Source organism: Streptomyces sp. NPDC048352 (genome assembly GCF_040651895.1).
GTDB lineage: Bacteria > Actinomycetota > Actinomycetes > Streptomycetales > Streptomycetaceae > Streptomyces.
The window spans coordinates 1-14,170 of the sequence record NZ_JBEZKZ010000119.1 but is presented as its reverse complement, the minus strand read 5'-3'; the positions used below and the strand labels follow the sequence as shown (position 1 = coordinate 14,170).

The following is a 14,170-nucleotide window of genomic DNA, read 5'->3' as shown; positions in this document are numbered from 1 at the left end:
GGCCGGGGCGGCCGCTCGGGCCGGAAACGCAGCCGCGGCCCGCCGCCCGGGCCGGCGCCGCCCGCACCTGGGCCCCCGGCGGTGGCGGCCCGTTCCAGCACTCCGCGTTCCGTCGGCAGCCAGCTGCGGCTCCACAGCCGCTGCGGCAGGGGCTGGACGACCGCGCACGGCGCGCACTCGGCCCACCGGTGCAGCAGCCGCTGCGCTTCGCCCTCCCGCCACACCGGCCCGGCGCAGTCGGAGACGACGATGGTCAGGGCCCGCCCGGTGGGGTCGCGGAGCTGGTCCCCGGAGCGCAGGCCGGGGCCGGGCGCGGGGCCGCGGCCGACGGCGGCGGTGCCGTCCGCGAGCCGGTGCAGGTGGTGGGCCTGGACGTCGCGGAAGGCGCCCAGGCGTTCGCAGACGGCCCGGAGTTCCTCGAACATCTCCTGCCAGACCGCCATGGAGGGGGAGGCGTCCATCACCAGCCGTACGGTCGCCTCGCGCCGGCTCTCCGGCCGGAACACCGGGATGACCAGTCCGAGGGCGCGGGCACTGGCCTCGACGGTGGCTGCCTCGTCGAGCACGGTACGGGTGGGGCGGCCGGGGGGCCGGTGCCGCTGGAGGGCGCGCAGGGCCCGCTGGATCTCCAGGATCCGGGGCAGCGCGGCCGCCCCGGGCACCCGTACGGGGACGGCGCCCGCGACCGGGACCCCGGCGGCCGCGCCGGTGTCGGGGGCGGGCCGCTGCCCGGCGGGATAGAGCCGGACCGGGTCCTCGGCCTCCGGTTCCTCCCGCTCCGGCTCCGCCGGCGGTTCCGCGGCGGGCTCGGCGGCGCTCGACGGCCCGGGCGGGCCCGGCGGTTCCTCCGGCGAGGCGGAGCCGGACGCCGGGCCGGCGCCCGCTGCCCCGGCGGCGGCGATGCGGGTGCGCCCGGCCAGCCACAGCGCGTCGGCCAGCTCCTCGGCGGACGGATCGAGCCCGGCGGCGCGCAGCAGCCCGGCCAGGGCGCGGAGCTCGGCGGCTCCTTCCGGCGCGGCGGGCCCGGCGGCACCGGCCGGGACGGCACCCGCCGGGACGGCACCGCCGGGGTCGGCGGGTTCCTGGGGCACTCCGGCTCACCTCGGGCGGTCGAGGCGCTGGATGAGCAGGTCCGCGAGGTCGTCCCGGCTCGGCGGGGCGGCGTAGTGGGTGAGGTAGATGGCGTTCAGCAGCTGGTCGGCGGCCACCAGCTCCGAGCGGGAGCGGCTGAGGAACTCCCGGATCAGGTCCGCGCCCAGCCGGGCGGCCTCCTCGCCGAGGTGGGCGCGGACCATGGTGGCGAGCCGCTTCTCCCCGGGCTGCCCGAGCCGCAGCTGGATGCAGCGGCGCAGCAGGGCGGCGGGGAAGTCCCGTTCGCCGTTGCTGGTCAGGATGATGAACGGGAAGGCCCGGCAGCGCACCCGGCCGTCCCGGACGGTGACCTTCGCCCCGTCGTCGGTGAGCACCTGCACCTCGGGCTCGGAGTCGGCGACCCGTTCCAGCTCGGGCAGGGTGAACTCGCCTTCCTCCAGGACGTTCAGCAGGTCGTTGGGCAGGTCGATGTCGCTCTTGTCGAGCTCGTCGACGAGCAGGACCCGCGGGCGTGCGGCGGGCAGCAGCGCGGTGCCCAGCGGGCCGAGCCGGATGTACCTGCCGATGCCGGGCACGCCGCCGCTCCCCGCCCCGCCGGCCCCCGTCCCGCCCGAGCCGGCGGCGATCTGGACGTCCTGGAGCCGGGCGAGGGCGTCGTAGCGGTAGAGGCCCTCCTGGAGCACGGTCCGCGACACCACCGGCCAGCGCAGCACCCGGCCGAGTTTCAGCTCGTGGGCGACGGCATGCGCGAGGGTGGACTTGCCGGTGCCGGGGTAGCCGGTGACCAGCAGCGGCCTGCGCAGGTAGAGGGCGGCGTTGACGGCCTCCAGTTCCTCGGGCTCGGGCCGGTGCAGCTCGGCGGCCTGCCGGTGGGCGCCGAGGCGGCGCGCCACGTTCCCGTCGGCGGCCGCGGCGGGCCCGCCGGGCTCCACGACGGGACCGCCGTCGAAGTCCCGCCACGGGGGCGGGTCGGGCAGGGCCGCGATTCCGTCGTGGGGTTCGCCCACGCCCCGGTAGATGAGCCATTCCTCGTTCACGGCCGCTCCCTCCCACGAAGCCCGCAACGCCCGTACCGCCCGTACCGCCCGTACCGTCCGGGCCCCGCTCCACCGGCGACGCCCGTACGGCCCGCAACGCCCGTACCCCCCGCACCGCCCGGGCCCCGCTCTACCGGCTTCCCCGCCCGGCCCCCGCCCGGCCCGGGTCCCCGCCTCACAGGTCCCCTTGCAGCGGCTCGTCCTCGGGCAGCGCCCGCGCGGGGTCGTCCCAGACGAGGGCCAGCCCGGCCGCCCAGTAGGCGTCGGGATCCGCCCCGTACGCCCGCTGGCGCAGGGCCTGGAGGCGCCGCGGCAGCACCGCGCCCCGGCCCGCCTCGGCCAGCTCCTCGCGCAGCCCCCGGTGGAAGGGGGCGCAGGACACCCCCGGGTCCGCCGGGGGCCTGCGGCACAGCACCACCCCGTAGCCGGCGTCCCGTACGGCGTGCAGCGCGCCCCGCGTCGGTTCGGTGCCCGCCGCCCGGCAGAGGACCGGCACGGCGGTGTCCACCAGCCCCTCCAGCCACCCCGGCGAGGGGCTGCGCGGCCGGCCCCGCAGGCAGTCGGCGCGCTGGGCCAGCAGCGGGCCCGCCTGCACGCGTTCCCACCGCCCGGCCGAGACGGCGTCCCCGCCGAAGCGGAACACCACCGGCCGCTGCACCCCGACCGGCGTCCCGCCCGACACCGCCCACTCGTCCACCGCGAGCCCGAACAGCTCGGGAGCGACGGCGACTTCGAGGAGCGCGGCGCTCTCGTGCGTGTCGCACCGCCGGAACCCCTCGGCGAGCGGGGCGCGCAGTGCCTCGGGCAGGGCCGGCGCGGTGGCCCGTACGCCCGCGGCCACGGGGGTGACCCGGCCGGGCCGGGCCGGGCCGGCCAGGACGGACACCCGCCAGTCGTAGACGTCCTCCCAGCCGTGCGCCCAGGCCTCCAGCAGCACCGAGGGCCCGTCGGGGAGCACGTGGGCCCGCCGGGCGGGGCCGTGCGCCGCCCGGCCGGCGGCAGCGCGCCGGCGCCGGTCCCGTTCGGCCAGGCCCCGCTCGTGCCGCTCGCCCAGTTCCCGGCGCAGCGGACGCCACAGCCGCTCCGCGGTGGCCCGTACCCAGTCCCACAGCTCCTCGTCCGCGCCCGGGGCCGGCGGCTCGCGGTAGTCGGCGACGCTCACGGCGGTCGCGTACCGGAGCATCGCGGCGGCCTCGCCGCCCGCGCCCGGCGGGTCGTGCAGCAGCCCGAGGCCGTCGCGCCAGCTGAGCGGGGCGGGCAGGGTCGTGTCGGGCTCCTCGCCGCGGGCCTGTTCGGCGAGTTCCCGCACGGCCTCGGAGGAGGTGGGCGGCGGGAGTTCGGCGAGCAGCCCGCACAGGGTGGTGCGTTCGCCGGGGGTGAGCCGGCCGCGGCCGCCGTAGGGGTCCGCGTCCCCGGCGGGCAGCTCGTCGTGCACGTCGGTCCAGGTGCGGCGGCTGTCGAGGTCGCTCAGGTGGCGGTCGTAGTGGTAGAGGTCGTGGGCCTGCATGACCCTGCGGTAGAGCCCAGGCTGGCCGGCCGCCCCCACGGGCAGGGTCCGCAGCTGGGCCACGGACACGGCGAGTCCGCCGCCGCCCGCGTGGCGGCGGGCCTTGACGATCCCGACGACCTCCCCGCGCGCCAGGTCGACCACGGGCCCGCCGGACATGCCGGCCTCGATCTCGTCGTCGTCACCGAGGCGGATCGCGGCTCCGCCGGCGGCGATGCCGCGCAGCCGGGTGGTGCGGCCGGTGATCTCGCGGATGCCGAGTTCCTCGGTGCAGCCGAAGTACGCGGCCTCGTCGAGGCGGGGCCGGGCCCGGTCGGTCAGCCACACGCAGGCGTGGGTGACGGGCGCGAGCACCCGGACCAGCGCCAGGTCGGGCAGGTCCCACAGGGCGCGCCGCCCGGGCCGGCGCTCGTCGAGCCGTTCGGGCAGTACGCACTCGACACGGCCGGCGACCGTGCCGGTGGCGCCGTCCCCGCCGGAGGAGAAGGTGATGCCGACCTCGCGTCCGGCCAGCCGCACGGCAGCACCCCCTTCGCCGACCACGTGCGCGCACGTCAGGACCCAGCCGGGGGCGATGAAGAACCCGCTCCCCCAGGTCGGCCCCGTCCCAGGGCTCTCATACCCGTCCGCAGGCGCGTGGACGCGTACGGTGGCGGCACGGACCAGGGGCTCCAGGAGCTCGAAGGCGCGCGCGGAGCCGGCCGTGCGCCCTTCCGGCATCCCCAGACCCCCGTCGCCCGCTCGCCCCGTGAGAGGGCGTCCACCGTAGCGCCGGCGGCCCCGCGGGCGGGAGGGTCTCGCGGGTAAGCCGATTATCCTGGCGGGAAACACCCCCATCACCACACGGCACGGAGCCCGACTTGTACTTCACCGATCGCGGCATCGAGGAGCTGGAGAAGCGGCGCGGCGAGGAGGAGGTCACCTTCGAGTGGCTCGCCGAGCAGCTCCGCACGTTCGTGGACCTCAACCCGGACTTCGAGGTCCCGGTGGAACGCCTGGCGACCTGGCTGGCCCGCCTGGACGACGACGAGGACGAGGACGAGTAGTCCCGGCAGCACCCGCACGGCCCGAGGGCCGGACGGAGCACGGCCGAGGGGCCCGACCGCACGCGGTCGGGCCCCTCGGCGCACACGGCACGCCCGCCTGGCCGGAACGTCCCACCGCGAGACCGAACTCCTGAAAGACGGGCCCGGGATCGGCTGTACATGTCACTGTTTCCGCACACAGGACCGTACGCAGTACCAGTTGTCCTCTTCCCGAGGTGCAACGGATCCGGAGAGGCACCCATGAACCACGCGGCAGACGAGCTCGAACCGTCCCGGCTCCAGAAGGCGGTCGAGACGATCGCCATCACGCCGGAGGCGGCCACCAAGCTCGTGGACGGTTACCGTGCGACCTTCCGGAAGAAGTTCGAGCGGGAGCCCGAGAGCCTCGAGGACAAGCGCAGGATCGCCGCCAAGATCACCGGCCGGTACTCCAAACTCGCGGCGGCCGCCGGAGCGGTCACCGCGGCCCCGAGCGTGATTCCGGGGGTCGGGACGGCGGTCGCGGTCCTGGGGGGCGGTGTCACCGACGCCGCCATGGTCCTGAAGCTCCAGGTCGACATGTGCATGTGCCTGGTCGAGGTGTACGAGGCGGAGCTGAGCGGCGAGGACAAGAAGCACCTGGCCTTCTTGCTCGCGTTGGCGGGCTCGGCCGAACAGATGGCGGCGAAGGGCGGCAAGGCGGCGGTCCAGAAGGTCGCCGAGAAGCTGGTGTACCAGTACCTGCGGGGCCCCGCTCTGATCACGATCAAGCAGTTGTTCAAGCGGGTGTCCATCACCTTCACCCAGAAGGCGATGGCGAAGGCGATACCGGCCGGCGTGGGTGTCGCTTTCAGCAGCTCGACGAACTACGTCCTGACGACGGTGGTGGGCAAGGCCGCCGTGGCCGTGCTGGCCAAGGACGTGAAGTAGCACCGCCGCACCGCATCCGGCCCTCCCGTCTACCGCCTGCCGCCCGGCGAGAGCCCAACGGCCCGGCCGCGGGGAGCGGTCGGGCCGTTGTGGTGTGCGCTCTGACCAGCAGCGCAGCAGATTCCTCGGGCGCCCAAGATCAGGCGGCCTTGGTCTCCCAGAAGATGCGGTCGATCTCGGCGATGAGGTCGAGGGCCTTCTGGCCGGTCGCCGGGTCGTTCGACGCCTTGGCGGCCGAGAGGGCCTTCAGGGTGTCGTTGACCAGGGTGTGGAGCTGCGGGTACTTCTCGAAGTGCGGCGGCTTGAAGTAGTCGCTCCACAGCACGGAGACGTGGTGCTTCGCGAGCTCGGCGCGCTGCTCCTTGATGGTGATGGCGCGCGCGCGGAAGTCCGCGTCGTCGTTGGCCTGGTACTTCTCCTGGACTGCCTTGACGGACTCGGCCTCGATACGGGCCTGGGCCGGGTCGTACACGCCGCAGGGCAGGTCGCAGTGGGCGGAGACCTTCACCTTGGGGGCGAAGAAGCGGGAAAGCATGGAGTGGGTCCTCCTCGTGATCGTCTTCTCAAGGGTGGAGATTACTCGCTGAGAATCCGGAAATCGCGGGCGCCCCCATGGGCTTAGGACAAAAGTCCAGTGACGGCCGGGTAGCGGTGAGCGAACGTACGGCGGCGTACGGCAGCATGCGGGGAGGACGAGGAGGCCGGAGATGGCGGAGAGCGGGCGGGCGCGGGTGCGCGTCGGGATCAGCGAGGTGACGGGGCCGTCGATGGTGCCGACGCTGCTGCACGGGGACAGGCTGGTGGTGCGGTACGGGGCGCCGGTCCGGCCGGGTGGCGTGGTGGTGTTCCGGCATCCGCTCCAGCAGGACCTGCTGGTGGTCAAACGGGCGGCCGAGCGCCGCCCGGGCGGCTGGTGGATGCTCGGGGACAACCCGTTCAACGAGACGGGGGACAGCACGGACTACGGCGCGGTCCCCGATGAGCTGGTGCTGGCGGTGGCCGTGCTGCGGCTGCGGCCGCGCCCGGCGGGTCAGCGCTCGCTGAGGGCGCGGCTGTCCTGGGCCGTGTCGGCGGTGCGGCTGCTGCGCGCGGACGCCTCGGCCTCCAGCCGCTTGCGGGCGCGGTAGGCGGCGACGTTGGCCCGGGTGGCGCACCGGTCGGAGCAGTAGCGCCGGGAGCGGTTGGTGGAGGTGTCGAGGTAGGCGTTGCGGCAGGGCGGCGCCTGGCACAGGCCGAGGCGGTCGGGGCCGTGCTCGGTGAGGGCGAAGGCGAGCCCCATCGAGGCCATGGCGGCGTAGCCTGCGGAGGCGTTGGAGGGGTGCTCGGCCAGGTGGATGTGCCAGTCGGGGCTGCCGTCGTCGCGGACGGTGTCGTGGCCGGTGACCTGGGGGCTGACCGGGAACTCCATGAGGAGGGAGTTCAGCAGGTCGACGGCGAGGACGTGGTCGCCGCCGTCGGCGGCCTCGAAGACGGCGCGCAGCCGGCCGCGGACGTTGCGGAAGCGGGTGACGTCGGTGTCGGTGACCCGGCGGGCCATCTGCACGCTGGCCCCGAAGAGGGCGCGGACGTCGTCCACGGAGGTGAGGGCGTCCTTGTTGCGGGCCGGCTCCTCGGTGTTGACCAGGCGCACGGCGAAGTCCGAGTAATGGGCCAGTTCCACGTGGAGTCCTTATGGCTGCGGAGGAGTGTCTGCACGGGCCGCGTAACGGCTGTTATCGCTTCGAGGGTATTACGCCTGGAGGAGTTCTGGAGAGCCGACGCTACAACTGGCCCGTTCCGTACGACGGACCGGCCCGGCGACCGGGGGCTGCGGGTGGAACGTGTCCGGGTACGCCGCAGGGGCGGTACGGAAACCCGTACCGCCCCTGCGCCGGCGCACCGCGCTACAGCACCTTGGACAGGAACGCCTTCGTCCGGTCGTGCTGCGGGTTGCCCAGCACCTCGCGCGGGTGGCCGGACTCGACCACCACGCCGCCGTCCATGAAGACGAGATTGTCGCCGACCTCGCGGGCGAAGCCCATCTCGTGGGTCACCACGATCATGGTCATGCCCGACTCGGCCAGGTCCCGCATGACGTCGAGGACGTCACCGACCAGCTCCGGGTCCAGGGCCGAGGTGGGCTCGTCGAAGAGCATCAGCTTCGGCTCCATGGCCAGCGCGCGGGCGATCGCCACGCGCTGCTGCTGGCCGCCGGAGAGCTGGGTGGGGTAGTTCCCGCCCTTGTCGCCGAGGCCGACGCGGTCGAGGAGGCGTACGGCACGCTCGCGGGCCACCGCCTTGCTCTCGCCCTTGACCATGACCGGGGCTTCCATGACGTTCTCTATGGCGGTCATGTGCGGGAAGAGGTTGAAGCGCTGGAAGACCATGCCGATGTCCCGGCGCTGGGCCGCGACCTCGCTGTCCCTCAGCTCGTAGAGCTTGTCGCCCTTCTGCTTGTAGCCCACCAGCTGGCCGTCGACCGAGAGCCGGCCGGCGTTGATGCGCTCCAGGTGGTTGATGCAGCGCAGGAAGGTGGACTTGCCGGAGCCGGACGGGCCGACCAGGCAGAAGACCTCGCGGGGGGCGACCTCGAGGTCGATCCCGCGCAGGATGTGGGCGGCGCCGTACGACTTGTGGACGCCTTCGGCCTTGACCATCGGCTGGGCGGTCACTTCGCCACCTCCGTACGGCGGAACATGTTCAGGTTTGCCTTGAGCCGCTCGAAGGGGGTCGGCGGCAGGCTGCGCAGCGAGCCGCGTGCGTAGCGGCGCTCCAGGTAGTACTGGCCGACGCTGAAGACGCTGGTCAGCGCCAGGTACCAGATGGAGGCCACGAAGTACATCTCGATGACCGCGCCGGCGGTGCTGCCGATGTTGGAGCTGGCCCGCAGGAGTTCGGTGTACTGCACCGCCGAGACCAGGGAGGAGGTCTTCAGCATGTTGATGAACTCGTTGCCGGTCGGCGGGATGATCACGCGCATGGCCTGCGGGAGCACGACGCGGCGCATGGTCTGCGTCTGGGTCATGCCGAGCGCGTGCGAGGCCTCGCTCTGGCCCTCGTCGACGGACTGGATGCCCGCGCGGACGATCTCCGCCATGTAGGCGCCCTCGTTCAGGCCGAGGCCCAGCAGGGCGACCATGAACGGCGTCATGACGTCGACGGTCTCGTTCTTGTAGATCGGGCCCAGGTTGATGTACTGGAAGATCAGCGGGAGGCTGAACCAGACCAGCAGCTGCACGTAGACCGGGGTGCCGCGGAAGAACCAGATGTAGAGCCAGGACACGAAGCTCGTGACCGGGTTCTTCGACAGCCGCATCACGGCGAAGAGGATGCCGAGCGCCAGGCCGAGCGCCATGGCCGAGATGCTGATGATGACGGTGTTGCCGAGGCCGGTGAGGACCGCGGGGTCGAACAGCTTGTCGCCGACCGTCCCCCAGATGATCTTGCCCTGGGAGAAGGCGTAGACGAGCCACGCGAGCAGTACGGCGACGACCACGGCGCTGATCCAGCGACCGTAGTGCCGTACGGGGATGGCCTTGATCGCCTCGTAGGGGGTGCCCGAGGCGCCGGGGCCGGCCGGAGTTGCGGCCGGACCCTTGTCGATCTTGTCAGTCACAATGACTGCCCTTCAGTGGAGCGCTCGGTCTTACTTTCCTGCGTTGACCGTGGCGGACTGCACGGCGCTGTCCTTCACGTTCCACTTCTCCAGGACCTTGGCGTAGGAGCCGTCCTTGATGATGGCGTCGAGGGCTTCCTTGAGGGCGTCGCGCAGCTGGGTGTTCTCCTTGGAGACCGCGATGCCGAAGAGGCCGACGTCGGCCTGCTGGCCGCCGACCTCGAAGTCGTTGCCGCCGCCCGAGGTCTTCGCCGTGTAGGCGGTGACCGGGAAGTCGTTCAGGTCGGCGACGGCGCCGCCGGCCTTGACGCGGGTCTGGGCCTCGGCGTCGGTGTCGAAGGCCTCGATGGTGAGCTTCTTGTCACCGCACTTCTCGGCCTGCGCCTTGAAGGTGTCCTCGTAGGTGGTGCCGCGCTGGACGGCGACCGTCTTGCCGCACAGGTCGTCGAGGGACTTGATGTTGTCCGGGTTGCCCTTCTTGACCAGGAGCGAGACGCCGGAGGAGAAGTAGTCGACGAAGTCGACGCCCTTGCCGATCTTCTGGCCCTTGTCGTCGAGGCCTTCCTGGCGCTTCTTGTTGTCCGTGATCGAGGACATCGCGATGTCCTGGCGGCCGGTCTCCAGGGAGGTGATCAGGCCGTCGAAGGTGCCGGAGGTGAACTGGAACTTCACACCGAGCTGCTTGCCGAGCGCCTCGGCGATGTCGGGGTCGACACCGACGATCTTCCCGCCGTCGACGAACTCCATCGGCGCGTAGGCCGTGTCCGAACCGACCTTGATGACACCGGCGTCCTGGATCTTCTTCGGGAGCTTCGAGAACAGCGGGGCGCTGTTGTCGGTCTTGCCCGACGGGGTCGAGGAGCCGTTGCCCTCGGTCTGGTCGCCACATCCGGTGAGGATCAGGGCGCCGGCGACCGCGATCGCGCCGACCGCGGCGATCCGGGACCGGGCGGCGGTCGTACGACGGGTGGTGCTTGCGGTCATGAGCTGGTTCCTCCGACAGGGGTGGAAAAGCATCCGAGAGAAGGCCGGGCACGCACCATCGAGTGTCGCGACCTTGTGTGATTACGGCATCTTGCCATTCGGACTGACGCATTCAGGCTGCTCGTCAGGTCAAAATCAGATAACGGGCGCGGCCGACTAGCCAACAGGACTGCGGGCAAGGCCTCCCGGAGCCGCACAAACCCCCGTGACCTGCCGTTTTCGCCTCACTATTTGCGGGACGTCTCGCCTGCTGGACAGAGAGCTTTGGACTTTTAGCCAAAACCGGGACAAGGGGCCTACGATCAGTCCGGAATCGACTCGTCTGGCCGAGTGTTCTTCGGGTAGAACAGATCCTTACACCCCTCATCCGGGGCTCAGGGCGCGCGTGCGGCGCGCCCGCGCGTACGAACCTCCCCTCCGCGGAGACGGTCCAACCGTCGATGCGGAGTACGGACGCGGTGCCCGCCCACCCCTTAACCAGGAGTGGCCACCCTCAACGATTCAAAGGACTTAAGGGGTCACACGAAGTGGCAGCGGAGATCGTCAACCCTCGCAGCGACAGTGCGACGGACAACAACCCCGATGCGGTGTTCGCGCTGCACCGGGGCGGCAAGATGGCCATCCAGGCCACGGTCCCGGTGAACGACAAGGACGACCTGTCCCTGGCGTACACCCCCGGCGTGGCGAAGGTGTGCACCGCCATCGCCGAGCAGCCGGAGCTCGTGAACGAGTACACCTGGAAGTCGAACGTGGTCGCCGTCGTCACCGACGGTACGGCCGTGCTCGGCCTCGGTGACATCGGTCCCGAGGCCTCCCTCCCCGTCATGGAGGGCAAGGCGATTCTTTTCAAGCAGTTCGGCGGCGTGGACGCGGTTCCGATCGCGCTCGCGACCAAGGACACGGACGAGATCATCGAGACGGTCATCCGTCTCGCGCCGTCCTTCGGCGGGGTGAACCTGGAGGACATCTCCGCTCCCCGCTGCTTCGAGATCGAGCGCCGCCTCCAGGAGGCGCTGGACATCCCGATCTTCCACGACGACCAGCACGGCACGGCCATCGTGACGCTGGCCGCCCTGCGCAACGCCGCGAAGCTCACCGGTCGCACCCTCGGCGACCTGCGGGCCGTCATCGCGGGCGCCGGCGCGGCGGGCATCGCGATCGCCAAGATCCTGGTCGACGCGGGCATCGGCGACGTCTGCGTCGCCGACCGCAAGGGCGTCGTCTCCTCGGAGCGCACCGACCTGACGGACGTCAAGGCGGAGATCGCGGGCCTGACCAACAAGAGCGGCCTGAACGGCACGCTCGAAGAGGCCCTCGCGGGCGCGGACGTCTTCATCGGCGTCTCCGGCGGCACGGTGGGCGAGGAGGCGGTGGCCTCGATGGCGAAGGACTCCTTCGTCTTCGCCATGGCCAACCCGAACCCGGAGGTGCACCCCGACATCGCGCACAAGTACGCGGCTGTCGTGGCCACCGGCCGCTCGGACTTCCCGAACCAGATCAACAACGTGCTGGCCTTCCCGGGCATCTTCGCGGGCGCCCTCAAGGTGCGCGCGACCCGGATCACCGAGGGCATGAAGATCGCCGCCGCCGACGCCATCGCCGGTGTCGTGGGTGACGAGCTCGCCGCCGACTACGTGATCCCCTCGCCGTTCGACGAGCGCGTCGCCGAGGCCGTCACGGCCGCGGTCGCCGCGGCGGCGAAGGCCGACGGGGTGGCCCGCCTGGCCTGAGCGCCATGCCGAGCTGTACGGGTGAGGCCCGGCCGGATCGATTCCGGCCGGGCCTCTTCGCGTGCGCGTCGTCCTCTCGCAGGAACGCACCCTCCCCGCCCCCGAACCGGGAGGGGTCGTTCCGCCCCCCTTGCCGGGCGCGCGAGAGAACGCGGGAACGCAAAGCGAGAACGCGACGAGAATGACAGGCTCATGGCGAGCGCGCCGCATGGCTTGAATCCTACCCTCATCCTCGGCCGCTCTTGACGTTCCGGTTAGTCCCATGCGCGCGGCAAACCACCTGGTACGGGCGGTAGTTGAGGATCGAACCAGTGGTTCCATTCCGGCTCGCCGGTGATCAAGCGCCTCTGGTCAGACCGGCCTACCGACCGGTAGCCTCTGGCGCCATGTTCGCTGCCTATGCCGCCCGAATCGACCGTGACCAGCCGCTGAACGGCCTCGTGCTGGGCGAACGCCCGGCACCCGGCGCCCGCCCCGGCTGGGTGACCGTCAACGTCCGAGCCGCCTCGCTCAACCACCACGACCTGTGGTCGCTGCGCGGAGTCGGCCTCGGCGAGGACAAACTGCCCATGATCCTCGGCTGCGACGCCGCCGGGACCGACCAGGACGGCAACGAGGTCGTCCTGCACTCCGTGATCGGCCAGAGCGGGCACGGGGTCGGCCCGGACGAGCCCCGCTCCATCCTGACCGAGCGCTACCAGGGCACCTTCGCCGAGCAGGTGACCGTCCCGGCCTGGAACGTGCTGCGCAAGCCCGCCGAGCTCTCCTTCGAGGAGGCCGCCTGCCTGCCGACGGCCTGGCTGACGGCGTACCGGATGCTGTTCACCAACGCCGGGGTCCGTCCCGGCGACTCGGTCCTCGTGCAGGGCGCGGGCGGCGGCGTCGCCACCGCCGCGATCGTCCTCGGCAAGGCGGCCGGCCTGCGGATGTTCGCCACCAGCCGCGACGAGGCCAAGCGCAAGCGGGCCGTGGAGCTCGGGGCGGTGGAGGCGTACGAGCCGGGCGCGCGGCTCCCGCTCCGGGTGGACGCCGTCATCGAGACGGTGGGCGCGGCCACCTGGTCGCACTCGGTCAAGTGCCTGCGCCCCGGCGGCACCCTCGTGATCTCCGGCGCGACCAGCGGCGGCAACCCGCCGCAGGGCGAGCTGCACCGGATCTTCTTCCTGGAGCTGAAGGTGGTCGGCTCGACCATGGGCACCAAGGACGAGCTGGAGGACCTGCTGTCCTTCTGCGCCGCCACCGGCGTGCGGCCGGTCATCGACCAGGTGCTGCCGCTGGACCGGGCGCGCGAGGGCTTCGAGAAGCTGGAGTCGGGCGACCTCTTCGGAAAGGTCGTGCTGACGGTCTGACCCCCGCGCTCGTCAACCAGGGTTGACACTCCTCCCGTGTCAACCTACATTGACGTGCATGACCGAAGCGACCGACCTCGCCGAACGGGCAGGTGACCGGGATCCGCGCGTGGGCCTGCGCGCCGTGGCCGCCCTCCGCAGGCTGCTGGAGCAGCTGGAGGCCGTACAGGTGCGCAGCGCCCGCGCGCAGGGCTGGTCCTGGCAGGAGATCGCGGCCGAGCTGGGCGTCAGCCGGCAGGCCGTGCACAAGAAACACGGGAGGCTGTGATGTTCGAACGATTCACCCTCGACGCGCGCCGCGCGGTGACGGGCGCGGTCGACCGGGCCCGTGCGGCCGGCGCCGCCACCGTCACCGAGGAGCACCTGCTGCTGTCCCTGCTGGCCGGGGGCGCCCTGGACCGCCTGGACGTGGACGGCGCGGCCGTCACCGCCGCCCTGGAGGCGGCCCGCCGCCGGGGCGGGATGTCCCGGGCGGACGAGGAAGCCCTCGCGGGGCTGGGCATCGACCTCGCGCAGATCGTCTCCCGGATCGAGGAGAGCCACGGCGCGGGCGTCCTCGCGGCCCCCGCACCCCGCAGGCGCACCCTGACGGCGACCCTGCGCACCGCCCTGGGCCGCCCCGGACCGGACCGGCGCCACGTCCCCCTCACCCAGGGCGCGAAGAAGACGCTGGAGCAGTCCCTGCGCATCGCCCTGGGCCGGGGCGACCGCCACATCGGCACCCCGCACCTGCTGCTGGCCCTGATCTCCCGCCCCGGCACGGTCTCGGAGGTCCTGGCGGACCACGGGGTCACCTACGCCTCGGCGGAGACGGCCCTCGCGGCCTAGGCCGTCTCTTTCGGATCTTGCCGGTTAAGCCCGCGTCGTCCGGTGCCGTGCATCGCAAGGCGGAGAGGCTCCCGATTACTGGACGTCCTCGGG

General features: G+C 72.3%; 15 protein-coding genes. 7 read left to right on the top strand and 8 right to left on the bottom strand.

The features are described from left to right. The 3 genes from AB0D45_RS33295 to AB0D45_RS33285 all read right to left on the bottom strand — a co-directional run. Window positions 1-1,091 (bottom strand): SAV_2336 N-terminal domain-related protein (locus tag AB0D45_RS33295; protein ID WP_362466125.1); only part of this gene is annotated, 1,091 nt, incomplete at its 3' end. A 6-nt stretch (window positions 1,092-1,097) separates the two neighbouring features. Beyond that, window positions 1,098-2,129: a MoxR family ATPase gene (locus tag AB0D45_RS33290; RefSeq protein ID WP_362466123.1), complete on the bottom strand. Its 1,032-nt coding sequence runs from the start codon at window positions 2,127-2,129 to the stop codon at window positions 1,098-1,100. Window positions 2,130-2,304: 175 nt separating this feature from the next. Beyond that, window positions 2,305-4,356 (bottom strand): trypsin-like peptidase domain-containing protein, encoded by a 2,052-nt coding sequence (locus AB0D45_RS33285; RefSeq protein WP_362466120.1) that lies wholly within the window; start codon window positions 4,354-4,356, stop codon window positions 2,305-2,307. Window positions 4,357-4,496: 140 nt separating this feature from the next. On the opposite strand from AB0D45_RS33285, the gene AB0D45_RS33280 reads away from it, so the two are divergent. Continuing rightward, window positions 4,497-4,682, top strand: coding sequence for a DUF6104 family protein (locus AB0D45_RS33280; protein ID WP_018102711.1), 186 nt, complete (start codon window positions 4,497-4,499; stop codon window positions 4,680-4,682). Between the two features lie 240 nt (window positions 4,683-4,922). Further along, window positions 4,923-5,591, top strand: a complete 669-nt coding sequence (locus AB0D45_RS33275; protein WP_361602885.1) for a hypothetical protein — start codon at window positions 4,923-4,925, stop codon at window positions 5,589-5,591. Window positions 5,592-5,730: 139 nt separating this feature from the next. Here the strand turns inward: AB0D45_RS33275 and sodN are convergent, their stop codons facing one another. Further along, on the bottom strand, window positions 5,731-6,126 hold the full coding sequence (gene sodN / locus AB0D45_RS33270) for a superoxide dismutase, Ni (RefSeq protein ID WP_361602888.1): 396 nt from the start codon (window positions 6,124-6,126) through the stop codon (window positions 5,731-5,733). Window positions 6,127-6,298: 172 nt separating this feature from the next. Here sodN and sodX point away from each other — a divergent pair, with 172 nt between their 5' ends. Beyond that, entirely contained in the window at window positions 6,299-6,718 is a 420-nt protein-coding gene (gene sodX / locus AB0D45_RS33265) for a nickel-type superoxide dismutase maturation protease (protein WP_361602891.1), read from the top strand. Here the strand turns inward: sodX and AB0D45_RS33260 are convergent. From AB0D45_RS33260 to AB0D45_RS33245, 4 genes are all read right to left on the bottom strand, one after another. After that, on the bottom strand, window positions 6,622-7,251 hold the full coding sequence (locus tag AB0D45_RS33260; protein WP_361602894.1) for a CGNR zinc finger domain-containing protein: 630 nt from the start codon (window positions 7,249-7,251) through the stop codon (window positions 6,622-6,624). The genes sodX and AB0D45_RS33260 overlap by 97 nt on opposite strands. Before the next feature lie 223 nt (window positions 7,252-7,474). Continuing rightward, the gene (locus tag AB0D45_RS33255) at window positions 7,475-8,227 is read right to left on the bottom strand and encodes an amino acid ABC transporter ATP-binding protein (protein ID WP_361602915.1); all 753 of its coding nucleotides are present in this window, start codon (window positions 8,225-8,227) and stop codon (window positions 7,475-7,477) included. Between the two features lie 11 nt (window positions 8,228-8,238). Next, the gene (locus AB0D45_RS33250; protein ID WP_361602897.1) at window positions 8,239-9,186 is read right to left on the bottom strand and encodes an amino acid ABC transporter permease; all 948 of its coding nucleotides are present in this window, start codon (window positions 9,184-9,186) and stop codon (window positions 8,239-8,241) included. Window positions 9,187-9,216: 30 nt separating this feature from the next. Further along, window positions 9,217-10,170 carry an ABC transporter substrate-binding protein gene (locus AB0D45_RS33245; protein ID WP_362466116.1) on the bottom strand — a complete coding sequence of 318 codons (954 nt, stop codon included), beginning with the start codon at window positions 10,168-10,170 and terminating at the stop codon, window positions 9,217-9,219. Window positions 10,171-10,697: 527 nt separating this feature from the next. Here AB0D45_RS33245 and AB0D45_RS33240 point away from each other — a divergent pair. From AB0D45_RS33240 to AB0D45_RS33225, 4 genes are all read left to right on the top strand, one after another. Next, window positions 10,698-11,900: an NADP-dependent malic enzyme gene (locus AB0D45_RS33240; RefSeq protein ID WP_361602903.1), complete on the top strand. Its 1,203-nt coding sequence runs from the start codon at window positions 10,698-10,700 to the stop codon at window positions 11,898-11,900. 386 nt (window positions 11,901-12,286) lie between these two features. After that, entirely contained in the window at window positions 12,287-13,249 is a 963-nt protein-coding gene (locus tag AB0D45_RS33235) for a zinc-binding dehydrogenase (RefSeq protein ID WP_362466113.1), read from the top strand. A gap of 58 nt (window positions 13,250-13,307) precedes the next feature. After that, window positions 13,308-13,517 carry a helix-turn-helix domain-containing protein gene (locus AB0D45_RS33230; RefSeq protein WP_042818984.1) on the top strand — a complete coding sequence of 70 codons (210 nt, stop codon included), beginning with the start codon at window positions 13,308-13,310 and terminating at the stop codon, window positions 13,515-13,517. Further along, the gene (locus tag AB0D45_RS33225) at window positions 13,517-14,077 is read left to right on the top strand and encodes a Clp protease N-terminal domain-containing protein (RefSeq protein ID WP_362466110.1); all 561 of its coding nucleotides are present in this window, start codon (window positions 13,517-13,519) and stop codon (window positions 14,075-14,077) included. Before AB0D45_RS33230 ends, AB0D45_RS33225 begins: the two co-directional genes overlap by 1 nt. The last annotated feature ends 93 nt before the right edge of the window (window positions 14,078-14,170 follow it).